General features: G+C 71.3%; 10 protein-coding genes and 3 pseudogenes. 1 reads left to right on the top strand and 12 read right to left on the bottom strand.

The window, feature by feature from the left end; all coding sequences use genetic code 11:
* Positions 1 to 49: 49 nt before the first annotated feature.
* A complete protein-coding gene (gene asnB / locus PUR53_RS17335; RefSeq protein ID WP_329900298.1) occupies positions 50 to 1,894 on the bottom strand; it encodes an asparagine synthase (glutamine-hydrolyzing) in 1,845 nt (614 codons plus the stop codon).
* A gap of 167 nt (positions 1,895 to 2,061) precedes the next feature.
* Between asnB and PUR53_RS17330 the strand changes: the two genes are divergently transcribed.
* Positions 2,062 to 2,745, top strand: a complete 684-nt coding sequence (locus tag PUR53_RS17330) for a TetR/AcrR family transcriptional regulator (RefSeq protein WP_329900297.1) — start codon at positions 2,062 to 2,064, stop codon at positions 2,743 to 2,745.
* 8 nt (positions 2,746 to 2,753) lie between these two features.
* Here the strand turns inward: PUR53_RS17330 and PUR53_RS17325 are convergent, their stop codons facing one another.
* From PUR53_RS17325 to PUR53_RS17285, 11 genes and pseudogenes are all read right to left on the bottom strand, one after another.
* Complete coding sequence (locus PUR53_RS17325) at positions 2,754 to 3,554, bottom strand: thioesterase II family protein (RefSeq protein ID WP_329908797.1); 801 nt, start codon at positions 3,552 to 3,554, stop codon at positions 2,754 to 2,756.
* A gap of 5 nt (positions 3,555 to 3,559) precedes the next feature.
* Complete coding sequence (locus tag PUR53_RS17320; protein ID WP_329900295.1) at positions 3,560 to 5,275, bottom strand: ABC transporter ATP-binding protein; 1,716 nt, start codon at positions 5,273 to 5,275, stop codon at positions 3,560 to 3,562.
* Positions 5,272 to 7,062 (bottom strand): ABC transporter ATP-binding protein, encoded by a 1,791-nt coding sequence (locus PUR53_RS17315; RefSeq protein WP_329908796.1) that lies wholly within the window; start codon positions 7,060 to 7,062, stop codon positions 5,272 to 5,274. The genes PUR53_RS17320 and PUR53_RS17315 overlap by 4 nt, the downstream gene beginning before the upstream one ends.
* A gap of 27 nt (positions 7,063 to 7,089) precedes the next feature.
* On the bottom strand, positions 7,090 to 8,202 hold the full coding sequence (locus PUR53_RS17310) for a Gfo/Idh/MocA family oxidoreductase (RefSeq protein WP_329900293.1): 1,113 nt from the start codon (positions 8,200 to 8,202) through the stop codon (positions 7,090 to 7,092).
* Positions 8,199 to 9,128, bottom strand: a pseudogene (locus PUR53_RS48195) (thioesterase domain-containing protein); the annotation flags it as partial. The gene PUR53_RS17310 and the pseudogene PUR53_RS48195, both read right to left, overlap by 4 nt.
* A 114-nt stretch (positions 9,129 to 9,242) precedes the next feature.
* A pseudogene (locus tag PUR53_RS48190) lies at positions 9,243 to 10,658 on the bottom strand (amino acid adenylation domain-containing protein); the annotation flags it as partial.
* A gap of 444 nt (positions 10,659 to 11,102) precedes the next feature.
* Positions 11,103 to 12,284: pseudogene (locus tag PUR53_RS48185) on the bottom strand (condensation domain-containing protein); the annotation flags it as partial.
* Positions 12,281 to 16,750: an amino acid adenylation domain-containing protein gene (locus PUR53_RS17300; protein ID WP_329900291.1), complete on the bottom strand. Its 4,470-nt coding sequence runs from the start codon at positions 16,748 to 16,750 to the stop codon at positions 12,281 to 12,283. The gene PUR53_RS17300 and the pseudogene PUR53_RS48185, both read right to left, overlap by 4 nt.
* A gap of 12 nt (positions 16,751 to 16,762) precedes the next feature.
* Positions 16,763 to 18,373 carry a tryptophan halogenase family protein gene (locus tag PUR53_RS17295; RefSeq protein WP_329900290.1) on the bottom strand — a complete coding sequence of 537 codons (1,611 nt, stop codon included), beginning with the start codon at positions 18,371 to 18,373 and terminating at the stop codon, positions 16,763 to 16,765.
* Positions 18,363 to 19,067 (bottom strand): tryptophan 2,3-dioxygenase family protein, encoded by a 705-nt coding sequence (locus PUR53_RS17290; RefSeq protein ID WP_329900289.1) that lies wholly within the window; start codon positions 19,065 to 19,067, stop codon positions 18,363 to 18,365. Before PUR53_RS17290 ends, PUR53_RS17295 begins: the two co-directional genes overlap by 11 nt.
* Positions 19,064 to 20,671, bottom strand: coding sequence for a (2,3-dihydroxybenzoyl)adenylate synthase (locus PUR53_RS17285; protein WP_329908792.1), 1,608 nt, complete (start codon positions 20,669 to 20,671; stop codon positions 19,064 to 19,066). The genes PUR53_RS17290 and PUR53_RS17285 overlap by 4 nt, the downstream gene beginning before the upstream one ends.
* Between the last annotated feature and the right edge of the window lie 60 nt (positions 20,672 to 20,731).

Below are 20,731 nucleotides of genomic sequence, written 5' to 3'. Positions count from 1 at the left end.
CCGCCATGGCAGTGGATGCCATGGCGGCGATTCGTTGTACGAAGTCGATTCAGTCCAGCAGGAGTTCGGGCCTGTGCAGCTCCAGCCAGACATGCAGGTCGAGCATCCGCTCGACGTTGGACCGTACGGCCATCGACATGGCCGCCGGATCCTGTGACCCGATCTGCTGCGCCCAGACACGGTCGACCAGTGCGAACACCTGCGCGTCCGGCTCCGACACCAACTCCTTCACCTGCTGCTGCAGATGAGCGGCGTACCCCGGATTCTGGGGCGAGGGGAACGGGCTCTTGAGCCGCTCCAGCACCGATCGCGGCAGCACATGCGCCGCGGCCCGGCGGAGCAGGCTCTTCTCCTGACCGTCGAACGACTTCATCGCCCAGGGCGTGTTGTAGACGTACTCGACGAGCTCATGACTGCAGAAGGGCACCCGCACCTCCAGCCCGACCGCCATCGACAGCCGGTCCTTGCGGTCCAGCAGCCCTCGGACGAATCGCGTGAGATGCATATGGCTCGTCATGCGCATGAGCCGGTCGAACTCGGATTCGCCGTCGAGATACTCGACCTGCGCGCGCGCCGTCGCGAACTGGTCGGCGGTGTAGGCCGCCACGTCGAGCCGGGCCCGCAGGCCGGGTTCGATGTGATCGGTCCGGGCCGCGAGACTCATCGGCGGGATGAACATCATCCACGGGAAGGTGTCCCCGCGCAGGGCCTCCGGGTGGTGGAACCAGGGATAGCCGCCGAACAGCTCGTCGGCCGACTCGCCCGACAACGCCACCGTCGAGTGCTCCCGGATCGCCTTGAACAGCAGATACAGGGAGCTGTCGAGATCCCCGAACCCGTTCGGGATGTCCCGGGCGCCGACGGTCGCGCGACGTACCGCGGGATCCGAGATGTCGGACGGATCGAGCATCACATCCCGGTGCGCGGAGCCCACATGGGCCGCGACGTCACGGACGAACGGCGCGTCGGACGTCTCGCGCATCTCGTCCGGGACGAAGTTCTTCTCCTGGCCGACGAAGTCCACCGAGAAGCTGCGCACCTGTTCACCGCGCAGGCCCAGCCGTTCCGCCGCCAGCCCGGTGATCGCGCTGGAGTCCAGACCTCCCGAGAGCAGGACGCCCTGGGGCACATCGGAGATCAGCTGCCGGTCGACGATGCCGGTGAGCAGTTCCCGCACCCGGGCCACGGTGCCCTCGCGGTCGTCGGTGTGCTCGACCGCGCTCAGCCGCCAGTAGGTCCGCTCCCGCAGCCCACCCCGGTCGACGTTGATCAGCGTGCCGGGCACCACCTCGTGCATGCCCTTCCACAGCGCCCAGCCCGGGGTCTTGGTCTGCGCGACCAACTCCCGCAGCCCGTCGGCGTCGACCGCCTTCCGTACGAGGGGGTTCGCCAGGATCGCCTTGGGCTCGGAACCGAACAGCACCCCGTCGGGCGTCGGGTAGTAGAAGAGCGGCTTGATCCCCATGCGGTCGCGCACGAGGAGCAGCCGCCGACCGCGACCGTCCCAGACCGCGAACGCGTACATGCCGTCCAGATGGTCGACGACGCTCTCGCCCCACTGCAGATAGCCGCGGAGCACGACCTCGGTGTCGCTGTCCGTCCGGAACGGATGGCCCAACGCCTTGAGCCGCTCGCGCAGTTCCTGGAAGTTGTAGACCTCCCCGGAGTAGACCAGCACGATGTCACCGGTCGGCGTGCTCACCGTCATCGGCTGCGCTCCGCCGGGCAGGTCGATGACCGCGAGGCGTCGATGCCCCAGCCCGACCTCCGTACGCACATAGGTGCCGCGGCCGTCCGGCCCGCGACAGGCCATCGTCCCGGTCATCGCATCGAGCACCTCACCCTGGTGCGTCAGATCGGCCTCGAACGACACCCAGCCTGCTATACCGCACATCTCACGTCCTCTTTTCCATGGCACCTATTTCCAATGAAGCAAGAACGCACGAATACGGCCAAACTAGCATCGGCCTCATTACCCGACAACGTTCGTTCGACCTCGACCGGTGTGGATTTTCCACAGCTGCGCAATGCTAGAATCGACCCACCCGTATGGAGGATGAGATGCCCGCAGAAAAACCCCGCGCCAAGGGCGCCGGCCGGCCACCTCATCTGTCCCTCGACGCCATCGTCGCCGCGGCGGAACATATTCTGCAGACCGAGGGCGCGGGAAAGCTTTCGATGCGGCGCCTGGCGAACGAATTGGACAGCGCGCCGATGGCGCTCTATTACCACGTTCGCAACAAGGACGAGCTGCTTCTGCTGCTGATGGAGGCCCAGGCCCGGCGCATACCGCGCCCGGAACTGCCGGAGGACCCAAGGGAGCGGCTGATCGCGGTGTCGATCATGCTCTACGAGCTGCTCGCCGACCGGCTGTGGATCGTGCAGGTGGTGGCCGGCGGCGACCTCATCGCCCCCTCGGCGCTCTGGTTCGTCGAGGAGATGATCAGCGCGACCGTGGACTACGGACACACGCCGGAACACGCCGTGTACATCTACCGGACGATCTGGTTCGCCATCGTCGGCGACCTGATCATCCGTGCGAACGTCAAGCAGCGACGCGGCCGGGCCACCGGACCGACCTACGAGGACCAGGTCGTCGCCGGCCTGATGAGCGGCACGCACCCCCGGCTGGCGGCGGTCGCCGATCGATGGGCCGAGCTCAACGACCGTGACACCCACCGCCAGGGCCTGACGGCGATCATCGACGGGCTGCTGCGCTCGGAGGAGACCGTGGAGGGCCGGTAGCGGCGACTTCACGGGGCGGACGGCCAGGGGACCGACATCTTCTCGGATGCCGTCCGCGCGCACGCTGCCAGGACTCCGACGACCGCGTCGCGGTGTTCGTCCAGGTAGAAGTGCCCGCCCTCGAAGGTGCGGAACGCGCATCCGGCGTCGGTGACCTCGCGCCATCCCTGGGCCTCGGCCGCTGTGATCTCCGGGTCCTGGTCGCCGTACAGCACCGTGACCGGAGTCCGCAGGCGCACTCCGGGCGACAGCCGATAGGTCTCGCTCAAGCGGTAGTCGCTCCGGATCATGGGCAGGAACGTCCGGACGAGCGGGGCGTCGTCGAGGAGCTCGAGCCGCGTCGCGTCGGTGCGGCGCAGTTCCTCGATCAGCTCCTCGTCGCTGCCGAGGTGGATCCGGCCCGGCCGCGTCAGCGCCGGGGCGGGGTGACCGGACACGGCCAGGCCCATCGGCGGGTCCCCCGCCGCCGTCAGATGTCGGGCGACCTCATAGGCGACGACGGCACCCATACTGTGCCCGAACAGAATCGTCGGGACCGGCGGCCCGTCGAGCGGGAGATCGGCCGCCAGTTCAGCGGCGAGCCGTTGAATATCGTCCGGCACCGGTTCGCCGAATCGATCCTCCCGGCCCGGGTACTGAACGGCGAAGAATTCGATGTCCCAAGGTGCCGACCGGTCCCACGAACGGTAATAACTCGCACTGCCACCGCCGTGCGGAAAGAGAAGCACGCGGGCCCGGGCATAGGGGCGGGACGCGAGCCGGCGAAATGCTCCGGCCCGCCGGCCCCCCGACAAGGAATCGATACGCATACCACTCATTCACTCACTGCCGGTGCCATGGAAATGTTCCAGAAGTCGGCGTAGCGGCCGCTCCGGGCGAGAAGCTCGTCGTGGCTGCCCTCCTCCACGATGTGGCCCCCCTCCAGGAAGAGGACGCGGTCGGCGCGCTGCACGGTCCGCATCCGGTGGGCGACCATCACCACGGTCCGCCCGGCCATCAGGCGCTCGATGCCCTCGTGGACGGCGGTCTCGTTGACCGGGTCGAGGGCGGAGGTCACCTCGTCCAGCAGGACGATCGGCACATTCTTCAGCAACGCCCTCGCGATGGAGACGCGTTGGCGCTCACCGCCCGACAGCAGCGCGCCGCCCTCGCCGACGTTCGCCTCCCATCCGCCGGGCAGCCGCTCGATGACCTCGTCGAGCCGGGCCGCGGTCGCCGCCGCGCGGACGTCGGCCTCGTCGGCGTCGGGCCGGCCGAGGCGCACGTTCTCCTCGATGGTGCCGTCGAAGAGATAGACGTCCTGGAAGACGATGGCGATCTGTGCCATCAGCACCTCGGTGTCGATCGCGCGCACGTCCACGCCGCCCACGCGAACCGCGCCGGAGTCCACGTCGTAGAACCGGGCGAGCAACTGGAGCAGAGTGCTCTTGCCCGCACCCGACAGTCCGACCACGGCGAGCCGCTGCCCCTGGGGCACGGAGAAGGACACCTCGTCGAACACCGTGCGTTCGCCGTGCCGGAAGGTGACGGACTCGAACGCCAGGTCGTGGTCGACCGGCCGGACGGGCTCACGGGGTTCCGGCAGCGGCGCGGTGCTCAGGACCTTGTCGAGCCGCTCCAGCTCGGACTGGGCGCCGCGGAGCCCCGCGCCGATGTCCGACAGCGACAGCAGCGGATCGGCGCAGCGGGCCGCGAGCACCAGGATCGTCAGGACCTCCGCCGCCCCGATGCTCCCGCCGAGCGCGAGGGAGGTGCCCAGCGCCAGCACCGCGGTGAAGGCCACCTGCACCGCGACCGTCAGGCCCACCGCGCCGGGCAGCATCGCCAGCACGGTACGCCGGGAGGAGCGCTGGACCTCCTGGAGCGCGTCGTCGAGCAGCTCGAACCGCTCTCCGGTGCGGCCGCCGGCGCGCAGCACCGGCTGGGCCTGGAGGAACTCGATGACGCGGTCCGATGCCTCCTTGTCCCGTGCGTGGCGGTCCGCGTCGGTGCCGGCCATCGAGCGCGCGGTCCACTTCTGGATCGCCGCCACGACGGGTGCGGCGATCAACGCGGCCACGCCGAGCTGCCAGTTGAAGGCGATCATCACGGCGACGATCGTCAGGGGGGTCACCAGGGCGGAGATGAACGGCGCCAGCAGGTGCGCGGCGACGCCCATCGCCTGGAGCAGGCCGCGGCTGGCCATGACGGAGACCTCGCCGACCCGGCCGGCGTTGTACCAGCCGATCGGCAGCCGGGCCAGGTGCTCGCCCAGCCGGTAGTACATGCCGTGCAGCATCTTGGTGCCGACGCGCATGCCGGAGAGGTCGCTGACGTAACGCAGCACGGCGTAGACCGCGACCGCCGCCCCGAACGCGATCAGCCACGGCACGGCGTCGTCCGGCGTGCTGCCGAACAGTTCCCGCAGCACCGGGACGAGCAGCGCGTAGGAAAGACCCTCGACCATCGCGGTGACCGTCATCAGGACCACGGTGCGGCGCATCGCCTGGGCGTACTCGGGTCCGAGCACGCGCAGCAGCGTTCGAATCATCGGGGCTGTCCTCCTTGGGATCGCCAGAACTCGGCGAACTTTCCTTCCTGGGTCAGCAGTTCGGCGGGGCGGCCCCGCTCGACGATCGACCCGTTCTCCAGCATCACGACGGTGTCGGCGTCGGCGATCGTCTCCGGGCGATGGGCGATGACCAGGATCGTCCGCTCGCCGCCCAGGGTCGCCAGGGCCTGGCGGATCGCCTGTTCGGTCTGCGGGTCGGCGAAGGCGGTCGCCTCGTCGAGCACCAGGACGGGTGTGTCGGCCAGCAGCGCGCGGGCGAGGGAGATTCGCTGGGCCTCACCGCCCGAGAGCTTGACGTCCTCGCCGATCACCGTCTCGTAGCCGTGGGGCATGTCGAGGATCCGGTCGTGGATGTGGGCCAGCTTGGCGGCGCGCACCACATCGTCGCGCCCGGCGTGCGGCACCGCGAGCGCGATGTTGTCCGCGACCGAGGCGCGCAGCAGGCGGACATCCTGGAAGACGAAGGAGACCGTGCGGTAGAGCTGCCGGCTGCCGATCTCGCGCAGGTCGACGCCGCCGATGGCGACCGTGCCCTGGCTCGGGTCGAAGAACCGCGGCAACAGCTGGACCAGGGTCGACTTCCCGCTTCCCGACGGCCCGACGAGCGCGGTGAAGGTCCCCGGCTCCAGCACCAGGTCGACCCCGCGCAGCACCTCGCGGTCCTCTTCGTAGCCGAAGCGGACATCGCGCAGTTCCACCCGGTGTCCCTGGGGCGCGACCGGATGCGCGGGCTCCGGAAGCGACGCGACGTCGAGGACTTCCTTGATCCGGCCGACCGCGCGGCCGGCGGCCTGCATGTCGTCGAAGCCGTGGCCCAGGGCCGCCACCGGGGCCGTCAGGCCCAGACCCAGCAGCAGGAAGGGCAGCAGGTCGGCCGGGGCCAGGCTGCCGGACGTGATCATGGACGTGCCGCCGATCAGGACGACGAGCAGCACGAACGGCGGGGACAGCGCCAGCTGCATCCCGGCGGCGACCAGGGACATGCCGCGCACCCACCGGAAGAACGTCCCGACGAAGTCGTCGACGGCGGTGAGGAACTTCCCGTGGGCGCGCTCGGATCCGCCGAACGCCTTCACCACCGCGATGCCCTGCACGAACTCGACGACGGAGCTGGCGATCCGTCCCATGGCCTCGTCGAACTCCTCCTGTTCGCGCGTCCTGGCGGGGAGCATCAGCAGCGGGACCAGGAGAATGGCCATCACCACCGGGATCAGCGTGATCAGCGTGAGGCGCCAGTCGATGGTGAACAGGTAGACCAGCGACACCAGCGGCACCACGAACGCGGAGACGAGCTCGCCGGGCGCATGGGCGATGAGCGGGTGCACGGCACTCACGTCCTCCCCCACCACCTTGGCCAGCTCGCCCGTCTTGCGGCGGGAGAACCAGCCGATCGGCACGCGGCCGAGCCGGTCGGCGAGCTGCCGACGGAACGTCAGCTGCACCTGGCTGTCCAGCACATGGCCGAGTCCCGAGGACGCGGCGGTGAACAGCAGTCGCACGAACAGGCCGGCCGCGCCCAGGATCACGGCCGTCCAGACGTGCCCCTCGTCGATCGGGCCCGGCGCCAGCAGGGTGCGGCCCAGCTCGACGACCGCCAGCAAGGGCGCGAGTCCCGCGAGAGCGCCGATCACCTGCAGGATGGCGACGGCCGCGAACTTACGGACATGAGGACGCAGCAGCCTGGACAGGCTCTGCTCCTCCACGGAATCCAAGTCCGACGTCGGCGTGGGCCGCTCCCCCGCTCCAACAGCGTCGATCGCGCTCATCACTCTCCAATCGTACGCGTACGAATATCACTGTACTCGGCTGTGGCCCCGGGGGGACAGGGATTCCGGCCAGAGATCGTCGACGGTCAGCGGCTTCCCGGATTCGGGCTCGGCGGCCTCGGGAAAGCCCAGGGCCTCGGTCAGCTCCTTCCAGGCGCGGGCGACGGTCAGATGGCGCTGCTGGTTGTGCAGCGGGTCCACGCCCGCCTCGACGCGTCCGCGCAGTTCGTCCAGGACGGTCAGCACCCCGTCGCCCCACACGTCGTGGACGGCGTCCTCCCAGGTGGGCGTCCCGGCGGGACCCACATGGGCGCCGGTGGGACCGGAATCGTCCGCCCACCCCGGCGCGGATCCCGACCGGCCCGGGAAGAACCGCCCCTCCGGGTTCGACGGCAGGCGCAGCACCGGGCTCCAGATCACCGGACCGTGGGTGTTGGCCAGCATCAGGTTGCCCGCGTCGGTGCCGATGGTGATCCGGTGCAGGAACAGGCTGGTGCTGTCGTCACCCGCCTGCATCCGGTTCTCCACCCGCAGCGTCAGCGGAACACCCGCGATCCGGGCGTCCACCCCGACCAGCGGGCGGCCGTCGCGCGCACCGACCCCGGTGATCGACCAGGGCCGCAGCCCGTCGAAGATCCCGGCGAGGATGTCGAGCAGGTCGAAGGAGACCTGCACCGCGCACAGGGCGTCGACGAACACCGGCCTGCGCAGCCGGACCAGCTCGCGGGCGGCCGAGGTGAACCGCCGGACCGGTTCGAGGTGCGGGTAGAAGGTGTTCAGCAGGTACTGGGTCCCACACTCGCGCGCCACCCGCAGGCAGTCCGCCAGCTCGTCCGGGTGGACCGGATGCTCCTGGAGCACATGGATGCCGCGTTCGAGCAGGTCCTTGGCCAGTTCCGCGCCGCGCCCGCCACCGACCGCGGTCGACACCACGACACAGGCCGCGTCGACGTCGTCGGGCAGTTGCCCGACCGCGTCGTACAGCGGGACGCCGTACTCCTCGGCGAGCGCCGCGGAGCGGGCGCTGCCCCGGGCCAGGATGCCGACGAGCCGGTAGCGCTCGGGCGCGCGGGCGAGGGCCGCGGCGTACACCTGGCCGAAACGGGTGCCGCAGACGACGACGCGCATCGGGCGGGTCATCGGCGCTCCGCGGGCCGCGCGGTGAGTGCGTCCGCCAGGCCCGTCACATGAGGCCTCTGCAGGCAGCTGAAATGATCGCCCGGTACGTCGACCACCGTCACGGCCCCCAGGCACATCCCGCGCCAGAACGCGCTGGTGTCGTCCGCGGGTCCGGGGACGCCCGGCGTGGGCTCGACGGGGCGCAGGAAGGTGATGTCCCCCGCGTACGGCAGCGGATCGTACTGCGCCACCGCGTCGAGGATCCGTGCGAGGACCGCCGGATCGGCGCTCGTCGTCCGGGGGAAGGCATGGTCGCCCACGAGGTCGTCGTGCGGCGGGGAGGGAGTGCGGTGGCCGGACACCAGGGTCAGCCGCCGTACCGTCACATCGGCCTCGCTCAGGGCGCGGGCCAGCTCCAGGGCGATCGGGCCGCCGAGGCCGTGACCGATGATCTCCACGCCGTCGAACCCGGCGGCCCGCACCTCGCGGGCGTATCCGCCGGCCAGTTCCTCGACGAGGTCCGGTGCGGCGAGGTCGAGGCAGCGATCGCCGTCGGGCACGGCGATCCCGAACAGGGGCGCCTGCGTGCCGAGTTCGGCGATGAGCGCGTGGTACGGCGCCAGGGTGCCCGATCCGTCGTGCACCAGCAGCCGCACCGGTCCCGCCCCGGATCCGGCGAGCGGGATCAGAGACGAGGCGCGGGCCGCCGGGTCCGCCTCCGTGGCCGGAGCCGCCTCGGCGTCGGACCTCAGCCACCGGGCCAGGCCGGCGACTGTGGGGGTGTCCAGCAGGGCGCGGAGCAGGGTGTCGAAGGTGAGGTGTGCCGCCTCGGGCACGAGTTCGCGGACCCGCCCGACGAACCGGGCCGCCAGCAGCGAGTCCCCGCCCGCGTCGAAGAATCCCGCTTCGCGGCTCGGCGGCTCGGCCCCGAGGGCCTCGGCCCACAGGTCGGCGATCCGTCGCTCGACGCCCGGGTGCGGCGGCTCGGAGGGCTCGTCGCGCGGCGCGGTGGGTGTCGGGGCGGAGGCGAGCAGCTTCTTCCGGTCGACCTTGCCGTTCGGGGTCAGCGGCAGCGTCTCCACGAGGCGTACGCGCGCGGGGATCATGTGCGCCGGCAGCCGGTCGGCCACCCATCCGATGAGCTCCCCGGCCTCGACGGATCCGGACTCCGCCCGGGGGATCACGAAGGCGACCAGGGCCCGTTCGAAGGCGCTGTCGCCCGCCGCCAGGACCACCGACGTGCCCACCCTCGGGTGCTCGCCGAGCACGGCCTCGATCTCGCCCAGTTCGATCCGGTGTCCGCGGATCTTGACCTGTTGGTCCGCGCGGCCGAGGAACTCGATCTCACCGGACGGCAGGTAGCGGCCGAGGTCGCCGGTGCGGTAGAGCCGCTCCTTCGTCTCCGGGTGGTGGATGAAGCGCTCCGCCGTCCGCTCGGGGTCGTTCAGATAGCCGGTCGCCAGGCCGGTGCCCGCGATGTACAGCTCGCCGGCGACCAGGTCGGGCCGGTCGCGCAGCGCGGAGTCGAGCACGTGGAAGCGCTGGTTCGCCAGAGGGATGCCGTACGGGATGCTGCGCCAGTGGGGTTCGACGGTCGTGATGGGGTGGTGGATCGACCAGATCGCCGCCTCCGTCGCCCCGCCCAGGCTGATCAGTTCGGTGCCGGGCAGGTGCCGTCCGGCGTGGCCGGGCAGGGTCAGCGGGATCCAGTCGCCCGACAGCAGCGCCAGCCGGAGGCTCTCCGGACCGCCGGGTTCGGCGTCGAGGTAGTGCAGCAGCATCTGGAGCTGCGCGGGCACCGAGTTCCACAGCGTCACTCCGTGCTCGGCCACGGCCTCGGCCCAGTGCGAGGGGTCGCCGCGGCGCGCGGGGTCCGGCAGGACGAGGGCCGCGCCGACGGCCGGCGGGCCGAACAGGTCGTAGACGGACAGGTCGAAGCTCAGCGCCGCCAGCCCCAGGACGCGGTCGGATGCGCCGACGCCGAAGCGGTGGTTGATGTCGAGCACCGTGTTGAGGGCGGCGCGGTGGCTGATCATCACGCCCTTGGGCACACCGGTCGAACCCGAGGTGTGCATGACATAGGCGAGCTCGTCGGGCGCGACGCGGGGGCCTTCGGGGATCTCGGCGAGCGGGACGGGCCGCAGCCCGGCCACGGTCACCGCCCGCACGCCTTCGGGGAGTTCGCCGGTCGCGGCGTCGGCGACGACGGCGAACCCGACGCCGCTGTCGGTGAGGATGCGGTCGCGTCGGATCCTGGGCTGGCCGGAGTCGACCGGGACGTACACGCCGCCGGCGAGCAGCACCCCGAGCACCGCGACGGCCTGGTCCCGGCACTTGTCGATGAGGACGCCGACGAAGTCACCGGGGCGGCACCCCTCGGCCCTCAGGCGCGTCGCCACCGCGGCGGCCCCTCCCAGCCATTGCCCGTATGTCAGCGTCCCCGCGGTGTCGATCACCGCGACCCGGTCGGGGAAGGCGCGCGCACGGGCGACGAGCGGATCGTGCAGCAGGCCCTCGGGCACCGGCGCGGCGGTCGCGTTCACCTCCGTGCGCCGGGTGCGCTGGCGTTCCGGCAGCGGCTGGGGATCCACCGCGGTCCAGGGCTCGGTCCCCTCGGCCAGCCGATGCAGCAACGCCTCGAACGCGGCGAACATGTCGTCCACCATGCCGTCGGGGAAGGTCCCCTCGCGGATGTCCCAGTTCACGTCCAGGCCGCCGAACTGGTCGCCCACCTGGCAGTCGATCCACACCTGGGGTGTCTGGCTGATGCCGTACGACGGCCGCGGCTTCCTGCCCGCGGCCGACACCGCGTCGCCGCCGACCCCGATGCTGCCGGTGAACACCACCGGCAGCATCGCCTCCTCGCGCCCCCGTCGCCGGGCGATCTCGCGCAGTACCTCGACCCCGCTGCACAGCCGGTGGTCGAGGTCGTCGAAGAGCCGCTCGCCCAGGGCGCGGGCGCGCTCCGCGAAGCTGGTCCTTTCCCCGTGGTCGACCGCGAGCAGGCTCAGCGAGGTGAAGTCGCCCAGCAGCCGGTCCACCCTCGGGTGCAGCGGCAGGCGGTGCAGCACGGGCAGTCCGACGCAGAAGCGCGGAGTGCCGCTCCAGCGGCCGATCGTCTCCACGTACGCCGCGAGCACCGCGTTGGCCGGAGTGCTGCCCTGCTCGGCGGCGCGGGTCTTGAGCGACTGCCACACCCGGTCGTCGAGCGTCGTCGTCAGCCGACGGAAGCGCGGTGCCGTCGTCGCCGGATCGTGGTCGTCGCGCAGCGGCAGGACGGGTGGTCCGGGCAGTTCGTCGACGCGGTTCCACCAGTACGCGCGGTCGCGCGCGTACCGCTCGGTGTCGCGCAGCCGGTGCTCGGCGGACACGTAGTCCCGGTAGGTGGCGTCGATCTCGGGCAGGGCGCAGTCCGGCTGTTGGTAGCGGCGGTCCAGCTCGGTGAGCACCTGCTGGATGCTGAGCCAGTCCAGCGCCATGAAGTCCACCGACAGGTGCAGGACGCTCCGGTCGGCGGCCAGGGTCAGGCGCAGCTCGTACATGGGGCGTTCGCCCGTGGGGTGCACGGCGTGCGACAGTTCGTCGCGCACTGCGTCGAAGGCCTTGGCGACCTCGTCGTCGGAGGCGTCACGCAGGTCGGCGACCGCGATACGGGTGTCCTTCGGTTCGGGCAGGACGCGTTGCGTGCCGTCCTCGTGGACGATGGTCCGCAGGGCGTCGTGGCGGCGCACCAGACCGTCCCAGGCGCTCTGCAGCCGGGCCGGGTCCAGGTCGGCCGGATAGTCCAGCTCCTGGTAGAGGTGGCAGGAGACGCCGCCGTAACCGAAGGCCGGGTTGCGGCCGAAGAGGTAGGCGGACTGGATGTCGGTCAGTGGGAAGGGCTGGTGTCGTTCGTCGGGCCGGTCCTGCCAGACCGGGTCCTCCTCGCGGCTCGCTCCGGTGTCCGCCACGAGGGTCAGCAGTTCCGCCTTGTGGCGGCGCAGCTCCGCCAGACGCCGGTCGTCCATGACGCCCCGGGGGGCGCGGAAGCGCAGGTTCTCGCCCTCGCGCCACAGCTGGATCCCGGCGTCGGAGAACTCCTCGAGCAGGTCGTTGGCGTTCACACCGCACCCTCTTCGTATGCGTCGGCGGCACGGAGCCGGTCGATCAGCGCGCTGAGTCCCGCGACGGTCGGTGTGCGGATGACGTCGCGCATGGGCAGTTCGACGCCCCAGGCTCCGCGCACCTCGGCGACGAAGCGGGTCGCGATCAGGCTGTCGCCGCCGAGCCTGAAGAAGTTCTCGTTGCGGCCCACCGACTCCAGTCCGACCAGCTTCGTCCACCGGTCGGCGACGAAGGTCTCGGTGTCGCCCCGCGGCGGATCGTCCACGTCACGCGGCCGGTCGACGGAGTGTTCGAGGATGGTCCGCACCCGCCGCCGGTCGATCTTTCCGTTGGCGCTGAGCGGCAGCGTGGGCAGGACGGCGAAGTGGGCCGGGACCATGTGTTCCGGCAGCCGGTCGGCCGCCCAGCCGCGCAGGCCGACGGGATCGATCCCGTGGGCCGTCGCGGGCCGGTCCGCGGAGAGCAGGATCTCGCCGCCGGGCTCGGCGCGCAGGACCCGCACGTCGGTCAGGCCGGCTCCGGTGCAGGCTTGCCGCCACCGCTCGGCACCGTGGAGCCAGTCGGTTTCGGGGCGGCCCGCCGCGAACCTCCCCGCCCGTGCCTCCAACGGCAGGGCGGTGACGAGCGCGAGCGGCGTCGGGTGTGCGCGCTCCAGGAGGTGGAGGCGGCCTCCCGGGGCGAGCAGCAGGGCCAGGGTGGCCACGGCCAGGTCCGGGTCCGGCATGCGGTGCAGGACGTTGTTCGCCACGACGGCGTCGTAGGTGTGGAGGTGCTGTACGGCGACGGCGTCGGGGCTCTGCCGTGCGGTGCGGGTGCGGTGCCCCTGCTCCTCCAGCAGCGTCCGGGTCCTGGCCAGCGCCGGTTTCGAGGAGCCGAGCAGCGTGTAGTCGACCGGGGCGGAGCCGAGGCCGGCGAGCAGGCGCGCGGTGCCACGGCCCCCGGTCACGTCCCACTCCGCGACGCGCGGGGTCGCGGAGTCGCCGCCGCGTGCCCGCAGGTCCTCGGCGACGGCCCGGAGGCAGTCGGCCGTCGCCGGCATCAGATCGCCGAGCGCCTCCGGGGCCAGTACCGGGTCGTCCAGCAGCGCGGTGGCGTCGGCGTCGCCGGAGAGGATGGCCGACAGGAGCGGTCCGGCCCAGCGCAGCGCGGCGGCGACGGTCTCGAAGAAGGTCCCGGCTGCGGCCTCGTGGGCCGATGCGATCCACTCCGGGCGCGTGACCTCGTCCCAGCGGGCGCCGTGCCGGTGGGTACCGTCGGCGGCGCGGACGAGCACCTCGCGCTCGGTGAGATACGCGAACCAGATGTCCACGACCGGTCGTTGTTCGGTGCAGACCGGCGGGGGGACGCCGTCGGATTCGGTCAGCGGTGCGACGACTTGCGCCAACAGCACTTCCACCAGGCGGTGTTCGAGCTGATGCGGGTCGGTCTCGCCGGTGGCCGCGGGCGGCAGGAACGGGCTCCGTGTACGGTCGGGTTCCGCGTGCACCCGGTCCGGTGCGGACGAGCGCTCGACCACGGCGGCAACGAGTTCCCCGCGCCCTTCGGCGACCGGAACGGCCACGGCCTGGGCGATCCCGGGGTGCCCCTGGAGGCAGGATTCGATCTCCCCCAGTTCGACCCGGAAGCCGTTGATCTTCACCTGGTGGTCGAGGCGTCCGAGGAACTCCAGGTTGCCGTCGGGCCAGTAGCGGCCGAGGTCACCGGTGCGGTACCAGCGCTCGCCCTCATGTTCGGGGAAGCGCGCCGCGGTCAGCTCGGGGTCGCCCCGGTAGCCGAGCGCGACCCCCGCGCCGCCGATCCAGAGCTCGCCGGGCACCCAGTCGGGACAGTCCCGGCCCCGCTTGTCCACCACCCGGAACTTCTGGTTCCGCAGCGGTTTCCCGTACGGGATGGAGCGCCAGCCCGCCGGAACCTCGGTGACCTCGTACACGTTCGACCAGATCGCGGCCTCGGTCGCGCCGCCGAGCGAGATGAACCGGCAGCGGCCGTCCGTCGCCCGCGCCAGCCGTTCGGGCAGGTCGAGCCCGATCCAGTCGCCGGACAGCAGGGCCAGGCGCAGCGAGGCGGGGAGCGGCGAGCCGTCCGCCGCGGTCAACGCCATCTCGAGCAGGGCCGGGACGGTGTTCCAGACGGTCACCGCGTGCCGTTGGCACAGCGTCAGCCACTCGGTGGCGTCGCGCCGCCCGGACTCCGGGACCAGGACGGCGGCCCCGCCCACCGCGAGGAAGCCGAAGACGTCCCACACCGAGAGGTCGAAGTCCAGCGCGGAGACCGCCAGCACCCGGTCGTCCGCCCCGATGCCGAACCGTTCGTTGAGGTCCTCGACGGTGTTGACCGCGGCGCGATGGCTGACCTCGACGCCCTTGGGCAGACCGGTGGAGCCCGAGGTGAAGATGACGTACGCGGGGTCCCCCGGTTCGGCCGGCACCGGTGCGCCCAGCGGGGGCGTGCGGAGCGCCCTCTCGATCGGGAGCACCTCGACACCCGCTTCGGTCGCTCCCAGGGCCCCGCCGCCGTCGAGGACGACCTCCGCGCCGCTCAGCTCCAGGATGCGGGCGCGCCGCTCCGCGGGCTGGTCGACGCCGATCGGGACGTACGCCGCGCCCGCGGCGAGCACCCCGAGCACCGCCGCGATCTGCCGCGGTCCCTTCGGGGCGACCACGGCGACGTACGAGCCACGGCCGATTCCCCGCCCGGCGAGCGCGGCGGAGATGCCGAGCGCGTCCCGGGCCAGCTCGTCGTGCGTCATCGAGGCGTCGTCGCCCCAGAGCAGGGCGGGCCGCGCGGCGCGGTCGGGCGCCCGCTCGAAGAACGCCGTGTGCAGGAGGTTGCCGGTCATGGTCCGGGTGGACGCGTTGACCGCCTCCCGGGTGGCCCGCTGCGTGGCGGGCAACGGTGTGCTCGGGGGCGCGGTCCCCCACTCCCCGTCGATCAGCTCGCGGACCAGCGCCTCGTAGGCCGCCATCATCGTGTCGAGGACGTCGTCGGGGAACAGTTCCTCGACGGCGTCCCAGACCATCCGCACACTGCCGTCCCGGGTGCGGTAGATCTGGTGGTCGAGCCAGACCTGCGGCGTCTGGGAGATCATCCAGCTCGCGTCGCCGAAGCGCTCGGCGAACACGTCCGGGATCAGCGGCGCCGACAGGTCCAGGGAGAACACCACGGGCGCGGTGCGGGGCGCGTCCGGGTCGGAGCGGGCGAGGTCGCGCAGGACGTCGACGCCGCTGTAGGCGGCGTGCCCGATGTCCTCGTGCACCTGCTTCTGCACGGCGCGGGCGCACTCCTGGAAATTTGCCCCGGAGAGGTCCACCTCCAGCAGCACCAGACCGGTGAAGTCGCCCACGACGCGCTCGATCTCGGGGTGCGCGCCGAGATCGCGGTCGAACAGCGGCAGGCCGAGCAGGAAGCGCTCGTCGCCGGACCACCGGCTCAGGATCATGGCGTACGCGGTGGCCAGCACCACCGACGGGGTCAGGCCCGCCTGGTTCCCCCGCCGCTCCAGGGCGGTCCACTCGTCCGCCGTGAGGTCGAAGTACCGGCGGGCGAACCGCGGGGCGGCGACGGCCAGTGGGTCGACCGCCAGGGGCAGCTTCGGGCCGCCCGGCAGCGACGGCACCCGCCGCTGCCAGTACGGGCGGGCCCGCTCACTCTCGGTCCGGCGGCCTGCGGCCTGGTCCGCGAGATACCGGCCGAAGGTGTAGCCGACCTCGTCGAGGCTGTCGGGGTCCTCGTACAGGGCGGTCAGCTCGCCGAGCAGCAGCCGGAAACTGGCCAGGTCGGCGACCAGGAGGTCGGTGTTGAAGTGGAGCCGGTCGACCCCGCCGGGCAGCCGGGTCAGCTGGACGTCGATGACCTCGCCGCGGCCGACGTCCAGCACCCGGTGCGACAGCCGCTCGCGCAGCTCCAGCGCCGCCGCCTCCGCCTCGGCGACCGGCCGGGCGCGGAGGTCGTGGACGGTCAGGCCGGGCCACGGGGACCGGGGCAGGACCTGCTGGGTCGCGTCGTCGGCGAAGCGCGCCCGGAGCATCGGATGCCGTGCGAGCAGCGCCCGCACGGCCCGCTCCAGACGGTCCGGCTCGACCGGCCGGACCCCGTCGAACTCCATGTAGTTGTGACAGCCGACGCCGCCGAGGGGCTGGCCCTCGGCACGGCCGATCAGATACGCCTGCTGCACCGCGGTGAGCGGGAAGCTCCGATCCGCCTCGTCGTCGTGCTTCTCGGCGGCCTCCGGCGCCGGTTCGCCGCCCTCCAGGGGGGTCAGCATCCCGGGCCAGGCCGACAACCGGGGGTCCTCGGCCAGCTCGGCGAACGAGGCGTCGAGGCCCTCCCGGTTGAGCCGGCTCACCAGCCGCATCAGGTCCATGGACTGCAGGCCGAGCTCAAAGAGGTTGCAGTCGTCGTCCGCCGCGGTCAGCTCGATGCCGAGCACACCGGATACCACTTCGCGCAGGGCTTGAAGGTCCATGTCGTCGCTCCCTCAGACCGCGCCGGCGCGCATGGCGGCGAAGTACTCGTTCTGCGTGGGGAGTTCCTGGACGAGCTTGTCCGCCTTCAGCCGGATGCGCTCGAACTCCGCGATCGCCGCCCGCTCGTCGGCCAGGTCGAGTGCGGGCGAGTGCCGGACCTCGATGCCGCCGGTACCCAGCAGGATGCAGTTGTACGAGTACGGCGGCAGCCCGTGGTAGTGCGGGAAGACGGTCTGCGCGTCCGGCACCTTGTGCTTCCAGTTCTCGATGCGCTCGGCCAGCTCGTCGGGGACCGTGCGCGTCTTGGTGTCCTTCCAGTACTGGTTGTCGGCGCGCTTGGCGCCCACGTAGTGCAGCACCAGGAACTCGCGGACGCCGTCCTGCACATGCGCGATCGACTCGTTGTAGAGGTTGCGCAGGCGGTGGTCGTCGCGGCCGGAGGGGAAGTACTTCACGATCTGCTCGATGGCGTGGTGGATGAAGAAGATGCCGGTCGACTCCAGCGGCTCCACGAAGCCGCTCGACAGTCCGATGGCCACGCAGTTCTTCACCCAGGAGCGGCGGCTGCGGCCGATGCGCATCTTGATGTGGTTCGCCTCGACGTCCTCGGCGCCGGGGCCGATGAACTCGCGCAGCGTGCGCTCGGCCTCCTCGGGCGTGGTGTAGTCGCCGGCGTAGACGTAGCCGGAGCCGATGCGGCTGATCAGCGGGATGGTCCAGATCCACCCCGCCTCCTGGGCGGTCGCGGTGGTGCAGGGCCGTATCGGCTCGCGGTCCATGTCCAGCGGCACCTGGAGGGCGACCGCGCTGTCGTTGGGCAGCGTGTCCTGGTACGAGACGAAGGGCTCATCGAGCGCCTTGTTCAGCAGGAGCGCGCGGAATCCCGTGCAGTCCACGAACAGATCGCCCTCCAGCCGCCCGTGCTCGGCCGTCTGCACATGGGCGATGTACCCGTCTCCGTCGAGCACGACGTCCGTGACGTCGTCGGTGACGTGGCGGACGCCGCGCTGGGTGGCGTAGGTCGTCAAGTACTTGGCCAGCAGGGCCGCTTCGAAGTGGTAGGCGTACGGGAACTGCGTCCCCTGGTACTCCACGATCGTCGACCGGGCGGAGGTCTCCTCGCGCTGCTGCTCGACGAAGCCCTGGTCGATCAGCTTGCCGTCGAGGTAGCGGGGCGAGCGCTCGGCGTCGCACAGCGACGCCATGACGAAACAGTCCTTGTCGAACCGGCTCGTGGTCGGATTGCGCAGCCACCAGTCGCTGAGCGGGAACCCGTCGACCGAGCCGAGCTGCTCGAACGGGTGGTAGAAGTGATGGCCCGGCTCACGCCAGTTCTCGAACCGCACGGCCAGCTTGTAGGTGGCGTTGCAGGCCGGCATCCAGTCCGACTCAGACAGCTTGAGGAACTCGAAGAAGTGTCTGATGTCGCTGAACGTGGCCTCGCCGACGCCGATGGTGCCGACCCGGGCCGATTCCACGACGGTCACGTCGATCCGCTCGCCGAACGCGGCCGCCAGGTAGGACGCCGTCATCCAGCCCGCCGTGCCGCCGCCGACGACCACGACCCGCTTCGTCCTGCCCGGGTCGCTCGCCCGCTGCTTGCCGGCACCGTCAACAGTCATCACTGCGTACTCCTTGTGTGAGTTCCGGAAAGAGGGTGCGTTCCATCGAGCACCACAGATACGCGGCGCCCGACGAGCCCGCCGTGCCGGCCACGTTGCCGAGCAGCGCCTCCGCGAGGGCGGCGTGGCGCCCCCGGCAGGAGCGCATCGAGGCGTCGAAGGCGGCCATCGCGTCATGGATCCGCTTGACGTCCTCGCCGGCCCGGTCGCGGTATTCACCGAACGCGGCGTCCAGCGACTGCTCGTCGAGACGTGCGAGCAGCCGGGCCCGGTCGTGGTCGGTCAGCCCGGCGATGTTCAGCATCCGCCGGTCCCTGGCCCCGCACAGGAACTCGATCTCGCGGAACTGGACGGACTGGAAGCCGCTGGACGTCCCGAGCGTCGCCCGGATGGCGTCGAACTCGTCCGGCGTCAACGCGTGCAGGGCGTCGAAGTGCTGGGCGACCGCCGCCATGATCCGGGGCAGCCGGTCGAGATGTGCGCATGCCTCTGTGCCCCGCCCTTCGGTGAGCGCCCGGCGGGCGGCCTCCAGGTGGCGCAGGACGACCGCGAACCAGATCTCGCAGGCCTGGTGGGCGCCGAAGAACAGGGCGCGTTCCGGGGTCTCGTGCACCCGGGCGACCTCGAGGAGTTCGTCCAGCCTCAGTCGTTCTCCGTACGCCGGACAGTGGCCGGCTTCCGCCTGGTCGCTCACCGCGTCCGCTCCTCACGCAGAAGCTTCTTGTCGATCTTCCCGACGGGCGTACGGGGGAAGTCGGGCACGACGACCAGGTCGTCCGGCAGCTTGTAGGTCGCCAGCCCGCGATCGCGGATGTGCTCCCTGACCGTGCGCAGCGAGAGCGCCCCGGCGTCGGTGCCCGCGGTGAGGACGACGAACACGCAGAGGCGCTCGTCGCGTTCCTCGTCCGGTACACCGACGACGGCGGCGTCCCGGACCAGCGGGTGGGTCAGCACATGGCTCTCGACCTCCTCGGCGGAGACCTTCTCGCCGAGGTGGTGGATGATGTCCTTCAGCCGGCCCTCGATGACGATGTTCCCGTCGTCGGTCGTGCGGGCCAGGTCGCCGGTGCGGTAGAACCCGTCGGTGGTGAACGCCCGGCGGTTGGCCTCCGCTCCGGCGAAATAGCCCCGGATCGTGTACGGGCCCCGGGTGAGCAGTTCGCCGGTCGTGCCGGGGGCGACCTCGTGGTCGTCGGCGTCGACGATCCTGATCTCGTCGTCGGGGGACAGTGGCCTGCCCTCGGTGCCGAAGACGACCTCCTGCGGATCGTCGAGCCGGGTGTGGGTGATCAGTCCCTCGGCGGTGCCGAACACATTCATGATCCGGCAGCCGAGGTTCTTGCTGACCCGTTCCGCCGCGTTGGGGCCGAACTTCGAACTGCCCACCTGGATGGTCATGCCGGTCATGTCGACCGGGTCGCCGAGCGCCTGCTCCGCCCAGAGCAGCGCCAGGGCGGGCACCAGCGCGGTGTGCGTGACGCCCTCCTTCCCGATGAGCGGGAACACCAGGCCGGGGCTGGGGTTGGCGGCCAGCACGGCCTTTCCGCCGACGAGCAGCGCGCCCAGCACGCCGGGGCACCCGAGCGCGGCGTTGTGCGGTACGGGGTTCGCGGCGAGGTAGACGCTCCCCTCGTCGAACCCGGTCACCTCGGCGCACGCGAGCATGTTGTACGCGTAGTCGTCGTGGGTCCGGGGGATCAGCTTCGGCGCCCCGGTGGTCCCGCCGGACAGCAGCAGCAGCGCCACCTCGGAGGCGTCGACCGGCTCCATGTCCCGGGGCGTGCAGGCGATCAGCTGGGACAGCGGTGTGTGCTCCTCCGCCTCTCCGGCGATCACGATGTGCCGCAGCCCCGGCGCGTCGGCGCGCACCTCGCGGGCCAGCTCGCGGTGGTCGAAGCCCTGCAGACGGTCCGGGCCGACGTAGGCCACCGCATCCGAGGCGCGGACCAGGTGGAGGATCTCGTCCCGGCGATGGCCGGGCAGCGCCATCACGGGGATGGCCCCGATGCGGAACAGCCCGATCACGGTGGAAAGGAATTCGATGACGTTCGGCAGATGCAGCACGACCCGGTCGTGCCTGCGGACGCCGAGCTCCGCCAGGCCGGACGCGATACGGTCGGCCTCGTCGAGCAACTCCGTGTAGGTGACCCGGCGTCTGCCGTCCACGGCGGCGATCTTGTGCGAGTGGCGCTCAGCACTGTCGGCCACCCGTTGCCGGAGGGGGACACCCGTCCAGTAGCCGGCTCGCCGGTATCTCTCCGCGAAGTCGGGTGGCCACGGCACGAACCCGTCCAGCATGCGTCCTCCTCGGTTGCGACGCCTTCAGAGTCGGGCAGGGGCTCCGGAGCCGCATCAGTC

The organism is Streptomyces sp. SP18BB07 (genome assembly GCF_036322545.1).
Classification (GTDB): Bacteria; Actinomycetota; Actinomycetes; order Streptomycetales; family Streptomycetaceae; genus Streptomyces; species Streptomyces deccanensis.
Note: the sequence above shows the minus strand (reverse complement) of the source record. Positions and strands in the feature narration are given on the sequence as shown.

Bases quoted from the DNA above. Each gene is read 5' to 3' on its own strand.
- asnB (WP_329900298.1), bottom strand. From the start codon at position 1,894: ATGTGCGGTATAGCAGGCTGGGTGTCGTTCGAGGCCGATCTGACGCAC.
- PUR53_RS17300 (WP_329900291.1), bottom strand. From the start codon at position 16,750: ATGGACCTTCAAGCCCTGCGCGAAGTGGTATCCGGTGTGCTCGGCATC.
- PUR53_RS17310 (WP_329900293.1), bottom strand. From the start codon at position 8,202: ATGACCCGCCCGATGCGCGTCGTCGTCTGCGGCACCCGTTTCGGCCAG.
- PUR53_RS17330 (WP_329900297.1), top strand. From the start codon at position 2,062: ATGCCCGCAGAAAAACCCCGCGCCAAGGGCGCCGGCCGGCCACCTCAT.
- PUR53_RS17315 (WP_329908796.1), bottom strand. From the start codon at position 7,062: ATGAGCGCGATCGACGCTGTTGGAGCGGGGGAGCGGCCCACGCCGACG.
- PUR53_RS17320 (WP_329900295.1), bottom strand. From the start codon at position 5,275: ATGATTCGAACGCTGCTGCGCGTGCTCGGACCCGAGTACGCCCAGGCG.
- PUR53_RS17295 (WP_329900290.1), bottom strand. From the start codon at position 18,373: ATGACTGTTGACGGTGCCGGCAAGCAGCGGGCGAGCGACCCGGGCAGG.
- PUR53_RS17285 (WP_329908792.1), bottom strand. From the start codon at position 20,671: ATGCTGGACGGGTTCGTGCCGTGGCCACCCGACTTCGCGGAGAGATAC.
- PUR53_RS17325 (WP_329908797.1), bottom strand. From the start codon at position 3,554: ATGCGTATCGATTCCTTGTCGGGGGGCCGGCGGGCCGGAGCATTTCGC.